The organism is Rhodanobacter sp. UC4443_H10 (assembly GCF_052978325.1).
Genome location: NZ_CM129668.1, coordinates 3613353 through 3633045, shown reverse-complemented (window position 1 = coordinate 3633045; position 19693 = coordinate 3613353). Strand labels below are relative to the sequence as shown.

At 69.0% G+C, this 19693-nt stretch carries 23 protein-coding genes and 1 tRNA gene; 4 read left to right on the top strand and 20 right to left on the bottom strand.

What is annotated here, in order from left to right:
- Positions 1–33 precede the first annotated feature (33 nt).
- From ACVCMB_RS16390 to ACVCMB_RS16350, 9 genes are all read right to left on the bottom strand, one after another.
- Complete coding sequence (locus ACVCMB_RS16390; RefSeq protein ID WP_447105713.1) at positions 34–600, bottom strand: cytochrome b; 567 nt, start codon at positions 598–600, stop codon at positions 34–36.
- On the bottom strand, positions 597–1706 hold the full coding sequence (locus ACVCMB_RS16385; RefSeq protein ID WP_447105712.1) for a catalase family peroxidase: 1110 nt from the start codon (positions 1704–1706) through the stop codon (positions 597–599). Before ACVCMB_RS16385 ends, ACVCMB_RS16390 begins: the two co-directional genes overlap by 4 nt.
- A 246-nt stretch (positions 1707–1952) precedes the next feature.
- The gene (locus ACVCMB_RS16380; protein ID WP_395116852.1) at positions 1953–2474 is read right to left on the bottom strand and encodes a phosphatidylglycerophosphatase A family protein; all 522 of its coding nucleotides are present in this window, start codon (positions 2472–2474) and stop codon (positions 1953–1955) included.
- A complete protein-coding gene (thiL, locus tag ACVCMB_RS16375; RefSeq protein ID WP_395116850.1) occupies positions 2471–3439 on the bottom strand; it encodes a thiamine-phosphate kinase in 969 nt (322 codons plus the stop codon). The genes ACVCMB_RS16380 and thiL overlap by 4 nt, the downstream gene beginning before the upstream one ends.
- A gap of 30 nt (positions 3440–3469) precedes the next feature.
- Complete coding sequence (locus tag ACVCMB_RS16370) at positions 3470–4015, bottom strand: GNAT family N-acetyltransferase (RefSeq protein WP_395116848.1); 546 nt, start codon at positions 4013–4015, stop codon at positions 3470–3472.
- Positions 4015–4461 (bottom strand): transcription antitermination factor NusB, encoded by a 447-nt coding sequence (nusB, locus tag ACVCMB_RS16365; protein ID WP_447105711.1) that lies wholly within the window; start codon positions 4459–4461, stop codon positions 4015–4017. Before nusB ends, ACVCMB_RS16370 begins: the two co-directional genes overlap by 1 nt.
- Entirely contained in the window at positions 4458–4922 is a 465-nt protein-coding gene (ribH, locus tag ACVCMB_RS16360; RefSeq protein WP_136259631.1) for a 6,7-dimethyl-8-ribityllumazine synthase, read from the bottom strand. The genes nusB and ribH overlap by 4 nt, the downstream gene beginning before the upstream one ends.
- Positions 4923–4961: 39 nt before the next feature.
- Entirely contained in the window at positions 4962–5912 is a 951-nt protein-coding gene (gene ldcA, locus ACVCMB_RS16355; RefSeq protein ID WP_395116844.1) for a muramoyltetrapeptide carboxypeptidase, read from the bottom strand.
- Positions 5913–6012: 100 nt separating this feature from the next.
- A complete protein-coding gene (locus ACVCMB_RS16350; RefSeq protein ID WP_395116842.1) occupies positions 6013–6282 on the bottom strand; it encodes a putative signal transducing protein in 270 nt (89 codons plus the stop codon).
- Between the two features lie 113 nt (positions 6283–6395).
- On the opposite strand from ACVCMB_RS16350, the gene ACVCMB_RS16345 reads away from it, so the two are divergent.
- The 4 genes from ACVCMB_RS16345 (at position 6396) to ACVCMB_RS16330 (ending at position 11447) form a co-directional block, all read left to right on the top strand.
- Positions 6396–8144, top strand: coding sequence for a glutamine--tRNA ligase/YqeY domain fusion protein (locus ACVCMB_RS16345; protein WP_447105710.1), 1749 nt, complete (start codon positions 6396–6398; stop codon positions 8142–8144).
- A 10-nt stretch (positions 8145–8154) separates the two neighbouring features.
- Positions 8155–8715, top strand: a complete 561-nt coding sequence (locus tag ACVCMB_RS16340; protein ID WP_447105709.1) for a nucleoside deaminase — start codon at positions 8155–8157, stop codon at positions 8713–8715.
- Positions 8712–9422, top strand: coding sequence for a TVP38/TMEM64 family protein (locus tag ACVCMB_RS16335; RefSeq protein WP_447105708.1), 711 nt, complete (start codon positions 8712–8714; stop codon positions 9420–9422). The genes ACVCMB_RS16340 and ACVCMB_RS16335 overlap by 4 nt, the downstream gene beginning before the upstream one ends.
- A 126-nt stretch (positions 9423–9548) precedes the next feature.
- Positions 9549–11447 carry an ATP-binding response regulator gene (locus ACVCMB_RS16330; protein WP_395116834.1) on the top strand — a complete coding sequence of 633 codons (1899 nt, stop codon included), beginning with the start codon at positions 9549–9551 and terminating at the stop codon, positions 11445–11447.
- A gap of 37 nt (positions 11448–11484) precedes the next feature.
- Here the strand turns inward: ACVCMB_RS16330 and ACVCMB_RS16325 are convergent.
- The 11 genes from ACVCMB_RS16325 to ruvB all read right to left on the bottom strand — a co-directional run bounded on the left by ACVCMB_RS16325 (position 11485) and on the right by ruvB (position 19641).
- Positions 11485–11560: transfer RNA gene (locus ACVCMB_RS16325), tRNA-Lys, on the bottom strand.
- Between the two features lie 76 nt (positions 11561–11636).
- Positions 11637–12323 carry a 7-cyano-7-deazaguanine synthase QueC gene (queC, locus tag ACVCMB_RS16320; protein WP_395116832.1) on the bottom strand — a complete coding sequence of 229 codons (687 nt, stop codon included), beginning with the start codon at positions 12321–12323 and terminating at the stop codon, positions 11637–11639.
- Between the two features lie 103 nt (positions 12324–12426).
- Positions 12427–13119, bottom strand: a complete 693-nt coding sequence (queE, locus tag ACVCMB_RS16315; RefSeq protein ID WP_447105707.1) for a 7-carboxy-7-deazaguanine synthase QueE — start codon at positions 13117–13119, stop codon at positions 12427–12429.
- A gap of 7 nt (positions 13120–13126) precedes the next feature.
- On the bottom strand, positions 13127–13924 hold the full coding sequence (gene ybgF, locus ACVCMB_RS16310) for a tol-pal system protein YbgF (protein WP_395116828.1): 798 nt from the start codon (positions 13922–13924) through the stop codon (positions 13127–13129).
- 41 nt (positions 13925–13965) lie between these two features.
- Positions 13966–14475 (bottom strand): peptidoglycan-associated lipoprotein Pal, encoded by a 510-nt coding sequence (gene pal / locus ACVCMB_RS16305; protein WP_395116826.1) that lies wholly within the window; start codon positions 14473–14475, stop codon positions 13966–13968.
- 249 nt (positions 14476–14724) lie between these two features.
- Entirely contained in the window at positions 14725–16053 is a 1329-nt protein-coding gene (gene tolB / locus ACVCMB_RS16300; RefSeq protein WP_447105706.1) for a Tol-Pal system beta propeller repeat protein TolB, read from the bottom strand.
- On the bottom strand, positions 16050–16991 hold the full coding sequence (tolA, locus tag ACVCMB_RS16295) for a cell envelope integrity protein TolA (protein WP_447105705.1): 942 nt from the start codon (positions 16989–16991) through the stop codon (positions 16050–16052). Before tolA ends, tolB begins: the two co-directional genes overlap by 4 nt.
- Positions 16978–17442 (bottom strand): protein TolR, encoded by a 465-nt coding sequence (tolR, locus tag ACVCMB_RS16290; protein WP_136260022.1) that lies wholly within the window; start codon positions 17440–17442, stop codon positions 16978–16980. The genes tolA and tolR overlap by 14 nt, the downstream gene beginning before the upstream one ends.
- Before the next feature lie 13 nt (positions 17443–17455).
- Entirely contained in the window at positions 17456–18139 is a 684-nt protein-coding gene (gene tolQ / locus ACVCMB_RS16285; RefSeq protein WP_136260021.1) for a protein TolQ, read from the bottom strand.
- 40 nt (positions 18140–18179) lie between these two features.
- Complete coding sequence (gene ybgC, locus ACVCMB_RS16280) at positions 18180–18599, bottom strand: tol-pal system-associated acyl-CoA thioesterase (RefSeq protein WP_447097083.1); 420 nt, start codon at positions 18597–18599, stop codon at positions 18180–18182.
- The gene (gene ruvB, locus ACVCMB_RS16275; protein WP_447105704.1) at positions 18592–19641 is read right to left on the bottom strand and encodes a Holliday junction branch migration DNA helicase RuvB; all 1050 of its coding nucleotides are present in this window, start codon (positions 19639–19641) and stop codon (positions 18592–18594) included. The genes ybgC and ruvB overlap by 8 nt, the downstream gene beginning before the upstream one ends.
- Positions 19642–19693: the final 52 nt, after the last annotated feature.

Below are 19693 nucleotides of genomic sequence, written 5' to 3'. Positions count from 1 at the left end.
TGCCCTGTCGCCACCAGGCGCGGCGTCGGCGGCCTAGGAGCCGATATCGCTCCGGTGCCGCGCCGCTCCCCTTGCCATGCTGGCGAACACGCCATCGCGGCGTATCCAGGCGTGGTACAGCGCCGCCGCCAGATGCATGAGCACGACGGCGAACAGCAGCAGCGCCAGCCAGGTGTGGGCCGTGCGCAGCACGGCGTACACCGTCGGGTCGTGCGGTGCGATCGCCGGCAGGCTGAACCCGCCGGGCATGGTCACCGGATAGCCGCCAGCCGACACCATGGCCCAGCCCACCAGCGGCATGGCGAACATCAAGGCGTACAGCAGGATGTGCGAGGCCCTGGCTGCAGCCTTCTGGATGGCCGGCAGATCGGCCGGCAACGCCGGTGGCGGATGGCGCAGGCGACTGGCCAGGCGCACCGCCACCAGCAGGAGGATCGCGATGCCCAGCGGGCGATGCAGGCTCACCAGGGTGGGACGCAGGCTCAGCGAGGCGACCATGCCGACGCCGACGAAGAGCATCGCCACGATCGCCAGCGCCATCGTCCAGTGCAGCACGCGGGCGAGCAGGTTGAAATGGGCGGAGCTGCCGGCGCGGTTCATCGGTCCGACTCCCGCGTCGCGGCGTGGCCGGTAGCGGCGCCAGCCTCGCCGCTGGCGATGTCGTGCTCGCGGCGGTTGAACGACACCGAATAGACGGCTGAACGCGCCGCCAGGATCGGATCGTCGGAAGCCTCCACGCCGGTGGGCAGCACCAGCGGATCGTAGTTGATGTCGCGGCACGCGCCGGTGGCCTGCGCGCTGCTGCTCTCCACCACCACGGTGCCGACCGTGACCCGCGGGCGATCCTCCGGCCAGCTCTGCGAGGGGTTCACCGGGTCGTCGGCCTGCGCCAGCGTCACCACCATGTCCCAGCGCAGATCGCCCTTCGCCAGACGCGCCGCAAGATCCTCGGCCAGGTAATCGGCATCGGCCTGCTCGCGTTGTTCCGGCGTCATCCCGGCAAACGGGGTTTGCGGCTGCATCGACCAGCGCACGTTGCGCACCTCGCCGGCGCGGTTGACGAAGCGGAAGGTGTCGACGCCGTTGAACGTGGTGTTGGCCCAGCTGGTGGACCACGGCGCGTGCGCGGCCCAATCGGCGAAGCGGGCGAACTCCGGATGCGCCTTGGCGAACGCCGCCTGGCGCGCCGGATCGGGCTTGCCGGTGGCCGGATCGGGCGTGTTGGCGCGGGTCTGCTCGTAGAAGGCCTCGACCGAGGACACGCCGAAGAACGGAAAGCTGTTCATCGCCATGCGCCATTGCTGGCCGTCGCCGCCGTCGAGCTTGAGCGCCATGCTGCGTACGCGCGCCTTGGCGTCCAGGCCGTACGGCGAGCCGCCGCCGATCGACAATCTGCCGACGAACGGCGTGCGCATCGGCGCGAACAATCGCGCGCTCGACAGCGCCGTTCCCTGCCCGTTGCCCTCGAAATAGCCGGCCACGCAGACGCCCTTGGCGTGAGCCCGGCGAAACCCGCGCCAGACCTGGCCGTTGGCGGTTTCGATCGCGTTGGTGAAACGTTGCGACGTGAGACGGCTGGAACCCAGCCAGCCGCCGACCCATGCGAACGCAAGGGCGAGCGCGGCGACGATCAGCGCGATGGCAAGCCATGCCAAGGTCGCACGCCGACGGCTGGCGGGAGTGGCGGCGGGGTCGGAATCAAGCATGGAGCCTCCGGTCAATGGAGATGAAACGAGGGTGCCTGGTTCCTTTCGCTGGTACGACGGCCGCGGTTACCCCGACACGCCGCCGGCGCCGGCCGGAGACGCCGCGTACGCGTCCGGCGCCTGCTGCCGCGACTGCCCCTGATCGACCATCGGCGCCGGCTAACCGCCGTGCCGGAACATCGCTTCGTCCCATGCGCACGCGGTTGTGCATCCAGGCCCGGGCCGAATGCCCGAGGCCGGCGGGACTCAGGCCAGGATGCGCAGCAGCGCGGCCAGCGCGATCGCGGCGAACACGCCGGCGATCACGTCGTCGACCATCACGCCGAAACCGCCCTTCACGCGCCGGTCCAGCCAGCGGATCGGCCATGGCTTCCAGACGTCGAACAGGCGGAACAGCGCGAAACCGGCCACCGGCATCCACCACGCGAGGCCATCGGCGGGAAGCAGCGCGCCCAGCAGCGGCAGCAGCGCCAGCCACTGGCCGATGAACTCGTCCCAGACCAGGCTGCGATGATCGTCCACGCCCAGCGCGCGGCCGGCGATGTCGCAGGCACGCACGCCGACGGCGAAGCCCGTCAGCAGCACCAGCACGTAGCCCCACGCGGGCAGGCCGCGCAGGACCAGCCACGGCAGCAGCGCGGCCAGCGAACCGAACGTGCCCTGCGCCAGCGGCGCCAGGCCGGAACCAAAACCGCAGGCGAGCCAGCCCCACGGCGTGGCCAGCAGGGCACGCCTTTGCGTGGCGCTCAGGCGCTTTCTGTCATTCACGCGAAATGCTCCCAGCCCGGCGTGCCGGGCTCCATCCAGCCACCGTCGTGGCCACGTACGCGCACCCCGGTGCCGGCCACGATCCGGCCGATGCGAGTGGCACCGCAGCCGAGCCGCGACAGGTCGGCCTGCACCTGGCTCAACCGGTCGGGCGGCACGCAGAAGCACAACTCGTAATCGTCGCCGCCGCCCAGCGCAAAGTGCAGCGCGGTGGCGTCGTCGTACAGACCCAGCAGCGCCGACGAGCGCGGCAGCAGCGCGGCGTCGATCTCGGCTCCCACGCCGCTGGCGGCGCAGATGTGGCCCAGGTCGGCGAGCAGGCCGTCGGAAACGTCGACGCAGGCATGCGCCTGCCCACGCAGCGCGACACCGGCGGCCAGCCGCGGCGTCGGCCGGTTCAGCCGTTCGACGAGGTAGTCGCGCAACTGGCCGCGATCATCCTCTTCACGGCGCCATTGCTGCAGCACGTTCAGGCCGGCGGCGGCATCGCCCAGCGTGCCGGTGACCAGCACCGCGTCGCCCACGCGCGCACCGGCCCGGGTCAATGCCTTGCCCGGCGGCACGAAGCCGTGCACCGCGACGCTCACGGTCAGCGGGCCGCGCGTGGTATCGCCACCGACCAGCGCCAGCCGGTGCACAGCGGCCAGCCGCGAAAATCCGTCGACGAAGCCTTCGACGAAGGCGCGATCCGCCTGCGGCAGGGTCAGCCCCAGCAGCGCCCAGGCCGGCGTGGCACCCATCGCCGCCAGGTCGGAGAGGTTCACCGCCAGCGCCTTCCAGCCGATGTCGGCCGGATCGGTACCGCGCGGAAAATGCACGCCTTCGACGAGCGTGTCGATCGCCACCGCCAGCTCCTGCCCGGCGGGCACGGCGAGCACGGCCGCGTCGTCGCCGATGCCCAGCCGCACGTCGTCGCGCGCCTGCACGGTGCGCTGCCGGATCAGCTCGATCAGGTCGAATTCCATCAGCGTCGCTCGCCTCTGTTGCCGGGCCCGTCAGCGCGTGAACAGCAGCACCGGGTCGCCCATGTAGGTGGTCTGCTGGCGCAGCGCAAAGCCGGCCTTTTCGGCAAGGCGGATCGAGGCGGCGTTGTCCGGATCGATGATGCATACCGCGGTGTGGTCGCCCAGATGCGCCTGGCCCCAGGCCAGCACCGCTGCCAGCGCTTCGCTGGCGTAACCCTTGCCGTGACTGTCCGCGGCCAGCACCCAGCCGAGTTCGGGCATGCCTTCGAGCGAGGGTTCGATCTCGCGCCGGAAATCGGCGTAGCCGATGTCGCCGATGCAGCGACCGCTGGATTTCTCCTCGATCGCCCAGTAGCCGTAGCCGAGCACGCACCACAGGCCCGGATAGCGCAGCAGCCGCAACCAGGCTTCCTGCCGCGTGGACGGGCGACCGCCGATGTAACGCACCACGACCGGATCGGACCAGATCGCCAGCAGGGCGTCGTGGTCGTCGGCGCGATGGCCGCGCAGGCGCAGGCGCGCGGTTTCGAGCGGAGGCACCGGATCGATGCCCGCAGGCACGACGGCGGGCTGCATCAAGCGCCCTTCTCGAGCGCGCGCAACTCGGCGGCCAGCTTGTCCAGCACGCCGTTGACGTAGCTGTGACCGTGATCGGCGCCGAAGCGCTTGGTCACCTCGATCGCCTCGTTCAGCACCACGCGGTAAGGCACGTCGGGCCGATGCTTCAGTTCGTAGGCGGCCAGCCGCAGCGCGGCGCGTTCGATCGGATCGACCTGCGCCACCTCGCGATCCAGGTGCGGACGCAGGCAGGCATCGAGCTCGTCGACGTGCTGCTCGACGCCGTGCAGCAGGTCCTCGAAATACTCCAGGTCGGCCACTTCCATGTCCTGTTCGTGGCGGAACTGCTCGATCACCGCATCCATGTGGCTGCCGCTGAGCTGCCATGCGTACAGCGCCTGCAAGGCACGGCGGCGTGCCCGCGAGCGCGCCTGCAGGTCGAGGCCGTGGACGCGCGCGCTCATCCGAGTTTCCGGTAGAGGTTGGCCATCTCCAGCGCCGCCAGGGCGGCGTCGGCACCCTTGTTGCCGGCCTTGGTGCCGGCGCGCTCGATCGCCTGTTCGATGGAGTCGGTGGTGAGCACGCCGAACGCCACCGGCACGCCGGAGCCGAGCGCGGCCGAGGCCAGGCCCTTGGCGCATTCGCCGGCGACGAAATCGAAATGGGGGGTGGCGCCGCGGATCACCGCGCCGAGCGCGATCACCGCCGCGTACTCACCCGAATGCGCCAGCTTGTGCGCGACCAGCGCGATTTCCCAGGCGCCGGGCACGCGCACCAGCTCGATCGCGTCATCCGCCACGCCATGGCGCAGCAGCGCGTCGCGGGCGCCGGCAACCAGCGGCTCCACCACGAAACCGTTGAAGCGTCCGGCGACGATGGCAAAGCGGCCGTTGGGCGTGGCGAAATCGCCTTCGATGGTCTTCATGGTCTGTTCCTGGGAGCAAGCCCGTGCGGGCCGGCCATTTTACGGCTTTTCGGGCGGGCCGGCCGGGTTGGCGCAATCGAGGTGGGGATAGCCGCCGATTTCCAGCCGCGCGCGGCCGTCCTCGACGCGCAGGCGCGCAGGCGCGCCGAACGGCAACGTGAGCTGTTCGGCGCCATGGCCGTGCGGCAGGCCGTCGACCAGCGGCACGCCGGCGACGGCGCGGATCTGGGCGAACGCGTCGCGCAATTCGTAGCCGTTGTCGCGATGGCCGGGCGCGCACTGGCTGAAGCTGCCCAGCAGCAACGCCTGCTGCCGCCCCAGCACGCCGGACAGATGCAGTTGGTACAACATGCGCTCCACCCGGTACGGCGCCTCGCCGACGTCCTCGACGAACAGGATGCCGTCGTCGATGACGGGGAAGTACGGCGTGCCGAGCAGGCTGCACAGCATCGCCAGGTTGCCGCCCCACAGCGGGCCGTGCAGGTCGAGCTCGGCGCGGGCGGAAGTCGCCCAGGACACCTGCGCCGTCGGCGCGGTCAGCGTGGCCCAGAACTGGCGCCAGCTGAAGTCATCCGGCACCTCGGCGCCGAGGTCGGCCAGCAGCGGGCCACTGAAAGTGCACAGGCCGCTCTTCGCATGCAGCGCCAGTTGCAGCGCGGTGAAATCGCTGTGGCCGACCAGCGCGATCGGTGCGCCGTGCAGGCGTTCGCGCAGCGCAGGGTAGTCGAGCTGCGGCAACAAGCGCGCCGCGCCGTAGCCACCGCGCGTGGTCAGCGCGATGTCCGGCAGCACCGGCGCCGTCGCCAGCGCGTTGATGTCGGCCGCCCGCTCGGCGTCGCTGCCGGCGAAACGCTGCGCGAAACGCGCCAGCACCTCCTCGCCGTCGACCGTGCAGCCCGCCTCGCGCAGGCGCGCCACGCCGCGCGCCATGGCGACAGGATCATGCGCATGGCCCGAGGGGGCGATCAGGCGGATGTGGGCGGGATGCATCGCAAGCTCTCGGCGACCGGAATGCCGGCAAGTATCCCGCGCACGACCGGGCGGCGCAGGGGCAACCGCAGGGCGGTTCGGCGGTTCGGGCGCACGCCGCTCAGCAGGGTACGGCCAGCGGATCGTCGGGCATCTCGTCGATCGCGTGGCGGGCTTCGCCCAGCACCGCCTCGACCTCTCGCACCACGTCCTGCGCCCGTGCCAGCCCCGCTTCGGGCACCATCACCGCGATGAAATCCATCGCCGGCAACTGGCCGACGCCGCCGGTGAGGTACTCGCCGGCGATGAACGCCGGAATCTCGGCCGCCTCCAGCGCATCCTTGACCAGATGGGCGTCGAACAGGTTCTGCGCGCGGTAGACGGTGTGCATGAGCGGCAAGCTACCCCGCGGCGCGGCGCGGGGCAAGGCCACGGCGTTCTTCGCCCGGTCCGAGCGACGGGGTAAACTTTGCGGTTTCCACCACCGCGCGCGAGCGTCACTCGATGCCGACCGACCACCCCGCCCCCATCCCCGCCTCCGCGCCGCAGGACTTCATCCGGCAGATCGTGCGCGACGACCTGGCCTCGGGCAAGCACGTGGAGATCCATACCCGCTTTCCACCGGAGCCCAACGGCTACCTGCACATCGGCCACGCGAAGGCGATCTGCCTCTCCTTCGGTATCGCCCGCGAGTTCGACGGCTGGTGCAACCTGCGCCTGGACGACACCAACCCCGGCAGGGAAGACCCCGAGTTCGTCGAAGGCATCAAGGAGGACGTGCGCTGGCTCGGCTTCCGGTGGCACGAGCTGCGCCACGCGTCGGACTACTTCGACGTGTTCTATCGCGGCGCGCTCAAGCTGATCGAGGACGGCAAGGCCTACGTCGACGACCTCGACGCCGAGCAGGTGCGTGCCTATCGCGGCACGCTGACCGAGCCGGGCCGCGACTCGCCGTATCGCACGCGCTCGATCGAAGAGAATCTCGACCTGTTCAAGCGCATGCGCGCCGGCGAATTCGCCGACGGCAGCAAGACCCTGCGCGCGAAGATCGACATGGCCGCCGGCAACATCAACCTGCGCGATCCGGCGCTGTACCGCATCCGCAAGATCGCCCACCAGAACACCGGCGACGCGTGGCCGATCTACCCGATGTACGACTACGCGCACGCGCTGTCCGACGCGATGGAAGGCATCACCCACTCGCTGTGCACGCTGGAGTTCGAGGATCACCGGCCGCTGTACGACTGGTGCGTGGACAACGTCGACCTGCCCGCGAACCCGTCGCTGTGGCAGTCGGTGGTCGAGGCCGGGCTGGAGGCGAAGCCGGCCAAGCCGCGGCAGATAGAGTTCTCCCGGCTCAACCTCAGCTACTGCATCACCAGCAAGCGCAAGCTGGCGCAGCTGGTCAGCGAGAACTTCGTCGACGGCTGGGACGACCCGCGCATGAACACCTTGCGCGGCCTGCGCCGGCGCGGCTTCACCCCGGCCGGGCTGCGCCTGCTGGTCGAGCGCGTGGGCGTCTCCAAGCAGAACAGCGTGATCGATTACGCGGTACTGGAGGGCTGCATCCGCGAGGATCTGGACGCCACAGCCGCGCGGCGCATGGCGGTGCTCGACCCGCTCAAGCTGGTGCTGACCAACCTGCCCGCGGGCCATGAGGAAACCCTGACCTTCCCCAACCATCCCAAGGACGAAAGCTTCGGCACCCGTCAGGTGCCGTTTGCCCGTGAGGTATGGATCGAGCGCGACGATTTCGCCGAGGTGCCGCCGAAGGGCTTCCACCGGCTGAAGCCGGACGGCGAGGTGCGCCTGCGCGGCATCGGCATCGTCAAGTGCACCGAAGTCGTCAAGGATGCCGCGGGCAACGTGACCGAACTGCACGGCACGCTCGATCCGGACACGCGCCACGGCCTGCCCGGCGCGGACCGCAAGGTGAAGGGCACGATCCACTGGGTCAGCGCGAAGCACGCGGTGGCCGCCGAGGTGCGCCTGTACGACCGCCTGTTCAGCGTGCCCGCGCCCGATGGCGAGGACGATGGCAAGAGCTGGCTGGAGCACATCAACCCCGAGGCCAAGCGCGTGGTCAGCGGCTGGCTGGAGCCGGCCGCCGCGAACGTCGACCCCGAGCAACGTTTCCAGTTCGAGCGGCTGGGCTACTTCGTCGCCGATCGCCACGACCACCGCGCCGACGCGCCGGTGTTCAACCGCACCGTGACCCTGCGCGACGTCTGGGCGCGCGCGGCCGGCCAGTAGGAAGACCGCGATGCTGCCGCTGCAGATCCACCTGACCCTGCCGCCCTGGATCGGCGACGTGACCGATACCAACAAGCGCTACCACAGCGACGAGGAGCGCGTGGGGCTGGCGATCGAGCTGTCCCGGCAGAACGTGGAGCGCGGCGGCGGCGGGCCGTTCGGCGCGGCCGTGTTCAACAACCACAGCGGGCGGCTGGTCGCCGTCGGCGTCAACCGCGTGGTGCCGCAAGGCTGCTCGGTCGCCCACGCCGAGATGATGGCGATCATGATCGCCCAGCAGCGGCTCAGCCGGCACCGCCTCAACGAGGACGGCAGCCAATACGCGCTGGCCACCAGCTCGCAGCCGTGCTGCCAGTGCTACGGCGCCAGCGTGTGGGCAGGCATCGACGAGTTGCTGATCGGCGCACGCGCGGAAGACGTGGAGGAGCTCACCCAGTTCGACGAAGGCCCGCTGCCGGCGGACTGGATCGGCGAACTGGCCCGCCGCCACATCGCCGTGCGCCGCGACATCCTGCGCGACCAGGCCCGTGACGTGCTCGCCAGCTACGGCGCGACCGGCACGCCGTATTGAGCCGCTGGCGCGCCGCGCTGCCGCTGGCCCTGCTGTTGCTGGCAGGCGTGCTGCTGTTCGCCTCGGGCTCGCTGCACGCGCTGACCCCGCGCCAGTTGCTGGCCCACCAGGCCGAGCTGCACGCCCTGATCGAGCAACACCCGTGGCTGGCCCGGCTGGCCTACGTCGGCCTGCTGACCCTCGGCGTGGCTACCGGCATCCCCGGCACCATCGTGATCATCCTGGCCGGCGGCTTCGCCTTCGGCGTGGTCGACGCGACACTGACCTCGTCGCTCGGGCTCACCCTTGGCGCGCTGATCCTGTATCTCGCCAGCCGCCAGGCGTTCGGCCCGGGCAGCGCGCAGCCGCCGCCGCTGGTCGCGCGGCTGCACCACGGCTTCGAACGCCATCCGGTCAGCTACACCCTGTTCCTGCGCTTCGTGCCGGTACTGCCGTTCGGCGCGGTCACCGTGGCACTGGCCTGGCTGCGCTGTCCGCTGTGGCTGTTCCTCGGCGCCAGCTGGCTGGGCGGCACGGTGTCGCTGGTGTTCGAGACGTCGGTTGGCGCCGGCCTGGCCGACGCGATGAGCGAGAGCGACCGCATCGGCCTGGGCCTGTTCATGCACCGCGAAGTCCTGCTGCCGCTGGGCGCGATCGCCCTGCTCGCCCTGCTGCCGCTGCTGTTCGAGCGGCTGGCCCGCCACCGGCGTCGCCGCACGGGGGAGTAAGCGCGCGCCGGCGCTTCCCTTTGCGCGGGGTTGCGCTACATTCCCGGCAACGGCGCCCGGCGTGCACGACGCATCCCGCGGCGGTACCGGGGTATCGGCGGGGTGTTCCGACGGGGCGGGCAGACGATGGATCTGGCGGGCAACTCGTGGCTGGCAAGGTTGTGGCACCACACGTCGCTGGTCCAGCGCATGGCCTTCGTGGCGCTGGTGCCCACCCTGATCACGGCTGCATTGCTGGTGACCCTGCTCACCCAGCGGCAACTGGACACCCTGCATCAGATGGCGCGCGGCAACGCCAACGCCATCGCCACCCAGACCGCGTCGGTGTGCGTGCAGCCTCTGCGGACGATGCGGCTGCGCGAACTGCTGCGCATCGCCGATTCGATCGGTGAACTGCCCCATGTGACACGCGTGCAGATCCGCACCGCGGACGGCCAGATCCTGGCCGATCATCGCGCCGCCGACGACGGCCACGACGTCACCAGCGTGGTGCGCGAGGTCGTCGACACCGCGCAGGCGACGCCCCAGGTGCTGGGCTCGGTACTGGTCAACGTGAGCCTGCGCGACGCCGTCGCCGCGCAACGGGCCACGCTGCGCCACGCCTTGATCGCGCTGCTGCTGAGCCTGCTGGTGGCCGGCGTGATCGGCTGGCAGGCGGCGCGCTGGATCAGCGCACCGCTGCGGCGCCTGGCCGGCGCGGTGGGGCAACTGGGTCGGGACGACCAGCCCGCCAGCGTGCCGGTGACCGATCACACCGAGATCGGCGAGCTGCAGCGGGGCTTCAACCACGCTGCCGCCGCGCTGTTCGAGAGTCGCCGCGGCCTGCGCGAGCGCATCGAGGAGGCCACGCTCGAACTGGAACACAAGAATGCCGCGCTGGAAGCGGCCAGCGAGGCCCGTTCGCGTTTCCTCGCCGCCGCCGCGCACGACCTGCGCCAGCCGCTGTACGCGCTGACCCTGTTCTCGGCCGCGCTGGCGCTCGACGAACACGACCCGCAGCGGCTGGACCGCATCGCACACATCCAGGAATGCGTGCACTCGCTCGACCATCTGTTCGGCGAGCTGCTGGACCTGTCGCGGCTGGAAGCCGGCGCGGTGCAGGTCGAGATCAGCGAATTTCCGCTCAACCAGGTGTTCGCCGCGGTCAGCCGCACCTTCAGCATGGTGGCCGAGCAACGCGGGCTGGTGCTGCGCCTCCACCCCGTGCGCGACTGGGTACGCAGCGACCGCACGATGCTCACGCGCATGCTCAACAATCTGGTCAGCAACGCCTTGCGCTTCACCCACCGCGGCGGCGCCCTGATCGGTGCGCGCCGCTGCGGCGGCGACCGCCTGCGCATCGAGGTGTGGGATACCGGCAGCGGCATCGCCGCCGAACACCTGGCGCACGTGTTCGACGAGTTCTACCGCATCGACGACCACAGCGACCCCGGGCTCGCCGACGGCTCCCAGTCGGGCCTCGGCCTGGGCCTGGCCACAGTACAGCGCCTGGCGCAACTGCTCGACACCGTGGTCGGGGTGGACTCGCGCCCCGGCCGCGGCAGCATGTTCCACTTCGAGCTGCCGCTGGCCAGCGCGCAGATGTTGCCGCCGCCGACGGAGGCGGAGGAAGAGCCCGCCGGCGACCTGGCGGGCCGCCGGGTGCTGGTGCTCGACGACGATCCGGCGATCCTCTCCGGCATCCGCTTCCTGCTGCGCAGCTGGGGTTGCGACGTGGCGGTGGCCGAAGACCATCAGCAGGCGCAGGAGGCGATCGAGAACTGGCCGGCGCCGGTCGACATCGTGATCTGCGACCTGCACCTGCGCTCGGGCGAGCGCGGCATCGACCTGTTCGCGGAACTCGACCGCCTCTACCAACGCGACGGCGAAGCGCGCTTCGCGCGTCTGCTGGTGACCGGCGAGACGCGCGCCGAGCGCCTGCAGGAGGTGCTCGCCGACAAGCTGACGGTGCTGTACAAACCGGTCTCGCCGCAGCGCTTGCGCAGTGCGATGCTGGCCGCGCTGGCCGCCCGTGACGGGGCGTGACGCCGCCTGGATTCGCGAACGGCGGCGCGTGGGGAGTTGGTGGGTCGTCCGGGATTCGAACCCGGGACCAATAGATTAAAAGTCTACTGCTCTACCAACTGAGCTAACGACCCGTGCAAGCGCCCGGCCGTGGCCGGGCAAGCCTTCGATTTTACGGTGTGCTCCATGATGGCACAAGCAAACGCGCGCTCAGGCGTAGCGCGTGGGATCGGCCATGCCCGCTTCGCGGAAGCCCTGCGCGCGCAGCCGGCAGGCGTCGCAGTGGCCGCAGGCGCGACCCTCGTCATCGGCGCGGTAGCAGCTGACCGTGGCCGAAAAGTCGACGCCGAGGCGACGACCTTCGCGCGCGATGTCGGCCTTGCTCATGTGCATCAGCGGCGCGTGCACGCGGATACCCGCCCCCTCGACCCCGGCCTTCGTGGCCACGTTGGCCAGCGCTTCGAACGCCGCGACGAAGGCAGGCCGGCAATCCGGATAGCCCGAGTAGTCGACCGCGTTGACGCCACACCAGATGTCGCTGGAGCCGAGCACCTCGGCCCAGCCCAGCGCGATCGACAGCATGATCGTGTTGCGTGCCGGCACGTAGGTCACCGGGATCTCGCTGCTGTCGCCCGCATCCAGCGGCACCTCGATGTCGGCGGTGAGGGCCGACCCGCCGATGCTGCGCAGGTCGACCGCCACGGTCTTGTGCTCGACCGCACCGAGCATGCTCGCCACCCGATCGGATGCCGCCAGCTCGGAACGGTGGCGCTGGCCATAGGCCACGCTCAACGCGTGCACCTGGTAGCCCTGCTCGCGGGCGATCGCGATGGTGACGGCCGAATCCATGCCGCCGGAAACGAGTACGACGGCCTTGCGGGATTGTGGGTCAGGCATGGTTTGCATCCATGGAAAAAGAAAAACGGCGAGAAACGAGTGAAGAGGAGTGAGAAGTGAGAAAAGGCGTTGCTCGCCGCTGTTCTCTCACTTCTCGCTTCCTCTACTTGCCTTTCGCGTCGTTCCACAGCAGCTTGTGCAGCTGCAGCTGGAACCGCACGTCGAGCTTGTCGGCGAGGATCCACTCGGCCAGCTCGCGCGGTTCGACCGCGCCGTGCACCGGGGAGAACAGCACCATGCAGCGACCGGTCAGGGCGTGCTCGGTCAGCATGGCGCGCGCCCACTCGTAGTCACCGCGGCTGGCGAGCACGATCTTGATCTGGTCGTGCGGCAGCAGATGATCCAGGTTGGACCACAGGTTGCGGCCGCTCTCGCCGGAATCGGGCGCCTTCAGGTCCATCACCTTGTGCACGCGCGCATCCACGGCGGACACGTCCAGCGCGCCGGAGGTCTCCAGCGACACCTCATAGCCGGCGTCGCACAGCTTGCGCAGCAGGATCAGGCAGCGCTTCTGCGCCAGCGGCTCGCCGCCGGTGACGCAGACATGCTTCGCGCCGTGCCGCGCGACCTCGACCATGATGTCGTCGATCGCGTGCCAGTCGCCGCCGTGGAACGAATACTCGGTGTCGCACCACACGCAGCGCAGCGGGCAACCGGTGAGGCGCACGAACACGGTGCGCCAGCCGATGGCGTCGGCTTCGCCCTGGATCGAATGGAAGATCTCGGTGATGCGCAGGCGCTCGGCAACTGCCGTCGCAGGCGTGGCGGAGGCCACGCGCGTATCGTCACCGCTCACCGCCGCCTCAACCGCCGGCTTGGACTTGCAGGCGCTGCAGGCGCTCCTGCGCCAGGCTCGCCGAGTCCGATCCGGGATACTTGGCAATGACCTGCTTCAGCGTGGCCTTGGCCGCGTCGACCTGCTTCAACTCGATCTGGCAATAGCCGATCTTGAGCAGCGCGTCGGGGGTCTTGTCGCTCTGCGGGAACTGCCCGACCAGTTGCTTGAACGCATCCAGCGCCACGCCGTAGTTGGTGGTGACGAAATACGATTGCCCCAGCCAGTACCAGGCATTGGGCACCAGCGCATGGTTCGGATACTGCTGGATGAAGGCACGGAACTGCCGCGAGGCCGCCGCGTAATTGCCACCGCGGATCGACTGGAATGCCGTGTCGTAAGCTGCCTGTGCCGCGGCCGGATCGGCCGTGGCAGCGCTGCTCGACGCCGGCGCTGGCGCGCTCGACGCGCTGGCGGAAGTTGCCGCTGTCGTCGCCGCTGCCGCTGCCGGGGTGCCGGATGGCGCCGGCGGATTGCCCGCACCGCCGCCTTCGAGGCGCGCCAGGCGCGCGTCGAGGTCGCCGTACTGGGCCTTGTTCTTGTCCTCGAGCACCTGCAACTGATGCTGCAGCTCCTCGATCTGACCTTGCATCTGGCGTACCTGCGAGCTCAGTTGCTGGATCTGGTTGACCAGGCCGGTGCCGCTCTGGTCGCGATTCTGCGTCTGCTGCTCCAGCCGGCTGACACGATCCGCCAGGCTGAGCCGGGCGTCCTGGGCCAGTACCGGGAACGCGAACAGCATGGCGGACGCCAAGGCGCCCGCCATGCTGATCCTGGCCGAAAAACCCTTAGCCAGTCGCTTCATCATTACTGCGCCGTGTAGACGATCTCGACGCGGCGGTTCTTGCTCCAGCAGTCTTCATTGTGCTCGCGGCAGACCGGCTTTTCCTTGCCGTAGCTGATGACCGTCATCTGGCTGGCCGAGGCACCGTTGGCCTGCAGCGCGCTGTCGACGGCATTGGCACGACGCTCGCCGAGGCCCAGGTTGTACTCGCGGGTGCCGCGCTCGTCGGTGTTGCCTTCCAGACGCAGCTGGGCGCTCGGGCGATCCTGCAGGTACTTGGCGTGGCACGCCATGATCTGCTGGAACTCCGGCTTGATCTCGGACTTGTCGAAGTCGAAGTACACGACGCGCTGACGCAGGCAGGCATCGGTATCGAGGTCGGCGGGGGTGTACTTGCCATCGGACGCGGGCGCGGTCGGCGCCGGTGCGGTCTGCTCGACCGGCGGCTGCGGCTTGACTTCCTGCTTCTTGCTGCACGCTGCTGCACCCACGCAGAGCAAGGCAACCAGGGCAATGCGAACGGTTTTGTTCATGGTGACGTTCCTTATAACGAGTTGAGTTCCGACAAACAGATGACGAGGAGGTTACAAACGCTGGCCGCCGGTTGACCGGCTGTTATTTTCACATGCGAAAGATCGACGATGCGTGACGCTGCATGCCGCTCTGCCCGGCGGGTCCGCAACTGCGTCCCACCCGAAACCGAAACGCGCCGATGGCGCCGTCCGGGCCCGTTCCATGGGCATCATGCCGCCGTGCGGCTGACCGCACGGCGACATGAAAATTCAAGGTTCCCGATAAGGCCCCCAGGCGGGTTCCTGCACGTTGCCCTCGGCGAGGCGCAGGCGATCACGCACCATGCCGTCGCTGGACACGGAATACAGGACTCCACGACTACCTTCGGTGGCTGAATACAGCAGCATGCTGGCATTGGGTGCGAAGCTGACCGAGTCGTCCAGCGGGCCCGGCGAAATGAACCGCTGCTGCCCGCCCAGACTCTGATCCTGAATGACAATACGATACACGTTCCCGCCGCCCTGCACCATCGCGATCTGCTTGCCGTCGTAGCTCACCGAGGCCTTGGCGTTGTACTGCCCCTGGAAGGTGATCCGCTGCGGCGTGCCCCCGGCGACCGGGACCTGGTAGATCTGCGGCCGACCGGACCGGTCGGAGGTGAAGTAGATGCTCTGGCCGTCCGGCGCCCAGACCGGCTCGGTGTCGATCGACAGGCTGTTGGTCAACCGGGTGGCCTGGTGGCTGGCCAGGTCGATCACGAAGATCTCCGGGTTGCCGACATAGGACAGCGACACCGCCAGCTTCTTCCCGTCCGGCGACCACGACGGCGCGCCGTTGATGCCCTTGCGGGCCGATACCAGCTGGCGCGCGCCGGTGAGGATGTTCTGGATGCGGATCGAGGAGTTGCCGTCCTCGAACGAGACATAGGCGATGCTGGAGCCGTCCGGCGACCACGCCGGCGACAGCAGCGACTCGCGCGAGCGCACCGCCACCTGCGGGTTGTAGCCATCCGAATCGGCGACGATCAGCGAATAGGTCGTGCTGTTGCCCAGCCCCACCGAGGTGACGTAGGCGATGCGCGTCCAGAACGCGCCGCGCACGCCGGTGATCTTCTCGTAGACCTTGTCGGCCATCCGGTGCGCCACGCCGCGCAGGTCGCCGGCCGGCGTGGTGAAGGTGCCGCCGAGCAGTTCCTGCTGCTTGTTGACGTCCCACAGCTCGTAGGTGACGGTGAGCGTGCCGTTGCCGGCATCCGCGATACGCCCCACCACGATGTAATCCTGCTTGAGCAGCCGCCAGGTGGCGAACTTGATCTCCGAACCCTGCGCCGGCGTCTCCACGATGTCGCTCCTGGCCAGCGAGCGGAACTTGCCGGAGCGGTTGAAATCGCTGCGCATCACGTCGGCCACGTCGGTCGACAGCGGCGCACCGCCCTGCTGGGCGAACGGCACCACCACGATCGGCGTGGCGGTCTTGACGCCGCCGATGATGTCCACCGTCAGCGGCGACTGGGCCACCACCGGGCCGGCAAACAACGCGGCCGCGGCCACCATGAGTAGGGCGATGCCTAGGCTGAACTTTCGCGTGGGCTTGGTCATTGCGGCCTGAAGGTGAAGGTGAGATTGCGCCGGAACACTTTTTCGAAACCCTTGTACGGCAAGGTCTTGGTGCGCAGCACGGCGTTTTCCACCGAGCGCCTTCCGGCCTCGTCGTACGGGCAGCTGGAGTCGACTGTGGCGCTCAGGACGTCACCACCGGGTGATTGCACGATGTGAACATCGCAGGGAGCCTCGGGCATGTTATCCGGACGCAGCCAGTTCGGTGTGACCGCATTCTGAATGGCCGCTGCGTACTCGCTGCTCAGATCGCTGTCCGGACTGTTGTTGCCGCTCTGCAGCTGGTCGGTGGCCGGCAGGTCGGGACGGGCGTTGTCCTGGGCGTTTTTCAGGTCGGCCAGCTGCTGCTGGGCCTGTTTGGCCTTGTTGTCCAGCTGCCGGGTCTGCGCGGAAGCGGCCGCCATCTTGGCGAAGATCGCGTCGAGCTTCTTGCGCTCCTCCTCCTTCTTTTTGGCCGCCTGGGCGTCCAGTTCGGCCTGGCGCTGGCGCTCCTTCTCCTCCTGCACTTTCTTGGCCTCTTCGGCCTTCAGTGCGGCATCCTCGACCACGCGCTCCTGGTCGACCGTGTCCGGATGCTTCGGCGGCGGCGGCAACTGGCTGACCGCCGGCTTCTCCGGCGTCGGCTTGGGCGGGGTCACGGTGGGCGGCGGCGGGACCGTGTTCGGCACCGGCTTGACCTTGACCGCCTTCGGCGGCGGGCTGCCGGTGGGGCCGATCAGGGTGGCCTCGATGATCGGACCCTGCAGCTTCAGCGGTGCCGAGCAGGTGATCGGGTTCATCCACGACGGCAGGTGCAGCGCGTTGAAGAAGCTCTCGTACGACGCGCACGGCAGCACGGCGAGGAACAGGAACCCCACGATGCCGATATGCAATACGGCGGACAGCACGACCGCCTTCGGCGTCGCCCTACTTTCGTCCATCGGACGCGCCCTTGCCTGGCTCGTTCGCGGGGCCCGGCTGACCCATCAGGCCGACCTTGGCCACGCCGGCGGCCTGCAGGTCGGCCAGCACCTTGAACACGCCGCCATAGCTCCCGCGCTCGTCGCCGCCGACCAGCACGTTCACCTGCGGATTTTCACGCACGAAGGCGCCGACCTTGAGCTTGAGCGTGTCCTCGTCCACCAGCTCCTTCTTCGCCCCGCTCAGGGTGAGGTAGAGCTGGCCGTCCTGCAGCACCGACACCAGCACCGGGTCCTTCTTCTGCTGCAGCGACTTGGCATCGGACTGCGGCAGCTGGACGTCGACGCTGTTGTTGAGCATCGGCGTGGTGACCATGAAGATGATCAGCAGCACCAGCATCACGTCGATGTAGGGCACGACGTTGATCTCGGATTTCAGCTTGTAGCGCTTGTGGCGCCCGGAGGTTCGCATGATCGCTCTCCGCTCAGGCTGCGTCGTCGGTCTGGATCTGCCGCTGCAGCACGGAGGAGAACTCCTCCTGGAACACGTCGTAGCGCGAGGCGATGCGCTCGACCTTGGTGGCGTAGCGGTTGTACGCCCACTGCGCCGGAATCGCGGCGAACAGGCCCATGGCGGTGGCGATCAGCGCCTCGGAGATGTGCGGCGCCACCACGGCGATGGTCACGTCCTTCATGTCGCCCAGGCCCTGGAACGCGCCCATGATGCCCCACACCGTGCCGAACAGGCCCACGTACGGGCTGATCGAGCCGACGTTGGCGAGAAACTCCAGGTTGCGCTCGAGCAGGCCGATCTCGCGGGTGCCGGCCACCTGCATCGCGCGCTCGGAGCCCTCGATCGCCGCGCGCGCGTCGTGCGTCTTGCGCTGGCGCTGGCGGGCGAACTCGCGGAAACCCGATTCGAAGATATTCTCGATGCCGCCGCTGTCGCCGCGGTTGCTGACCTCGCGGAACAGCTGGGCGAGATCGCCGCCGGACCAGAAGCGCTCCTCGAACGCCTCGGCGTCTTCCAGCGCTGCCTTGGTCTGGGTGTACTTGCGGATGATGATCACCCACGACAGGAACGAGAACACCAGCAGGATAAGCAGCACCAGTTGCACCGGCAGGCTCGAATCGGCCACCAGCGTGAAAATGTTCAGTCCACCATTCATGGCTTGCAGGTACTCCGCGGATTTCGACGAGGGACGGGTGTCAGGCTTCGGGTTGCGGGATCAGATCCGGCGGTATCGCCGCCGGCCGCATGCGTTCCAGCTCCACGCACGCCACGCGCACGCTGGCGCGAACCAGGCACTTGCCGTCCGCCTTCATGATCGTCTGGGCGAACAGGATACTGGCAGCGCGGCGTTCTTTGACTTCCACCGTTACCGACAGTTCATCATCCAGCAGGGCGGGACGCAGGAAGTCGATGTGCATGTCGCGCACCATGAAGGCCAGCCCGGTGGCCTGCTTGTAGGCCATCTGGTCCACGCCCAGCGCGCGCATCCACTCGCTGCGGGCGCGTTCCATGAAACGCAGGTAGCCGGCGTGGTAGACCACGCCGCCGGCGTCGGTGTCTTCCCAATAGACGCGCACCTTCCAGCTGAAGGGGGGCTCCGCGGCAAGCTCAGGCATCGTCGGTCCCGCCGTCGAACAGGTCGGCCGCCTGCGCCTGCCGCGGCGGCGGGGTCAGCCCAAGATGGCGCCAGCCCCGGGCGCTGACCATGCGGCCGCGGGCGGTGCGTACCAGGTAGCCTTGCTGGATCAGGTACGGCTCGACCACGTCTTCCAGCGTGCCGCGGTCCTCGCTCAGGGCGGCGGCCAGCGATTCCACCCCGACCGGGCCGCCGTCGAAGTTCTCGATGATCAGGGCAAGCAGGCGTCGGTCCAGTTCGTCGAAACCCTGCGGATCGATCTTCAGCATGTCCAGCGCCGCCTGCGCCGCTGCCAGGGTGATCTCGCCACCGGCGCGCACCTCGGCGTAGTCGCGCACCCGACGCAGCAGGCGGTTGGCGATGCGCGGCGTGCCGCGCGACCGGCGGGCGATCTCCTGCGCGCCGTCCGCCGCGCACACGATGCCGAGAATCCTCGCCGCCCGCCGCACGATCGCGGTGAGCTCGTCGGTGGTGTAGAACTCCAGCCGCTGCACGATGCCGAAGCGATCGCGCAGCGGGGCGGTGAGCATGCCGGCGCGGGTGGTGGCGCCGATCAGGGTGAACGGCGGCAGGTCGAGCTTGATCGAGCGCGCGGCGGGGCCTTCGCCGATCATGATGTCGATCTGGAAATCCTCCATCGCCGGATAGAGCACCTCCTCGACCACCGGCGACAGGCGGTGGATCTCGTCGACGAACAGCACGTCGTTCGCCTCCAGGTTGGTCAGCAGCGCGGCGAGGTCGCCGGCGCGTTCCAGCACCGGGCCGGAGGTGGAGCGCAGGTTCACGCCCAGCTCGTTGGCGATCACGTGGCTCAGCGTGGTCTTGCCCAGGCCCGGCGGACCGAACACCAGCACGTGGTCCAGCGCGCCGCCGCGCTTCTTCGCCGCCTCGATGTAGATCGAGAGCTGCTCGCGCACCGCCTGCTGGCCCAGGTATTCGGCCAGCCGCCTGGGGCGGATGGTCGCCTCCAGCGCTTCGTCGTCGAACTGGGCGGCGGCGGTGATGATGCGCGCTTCGGTCATGCGGGGATTATGGCAGGCTCACACCGGGTATGTAGGAGCGCACCTTGTGCCC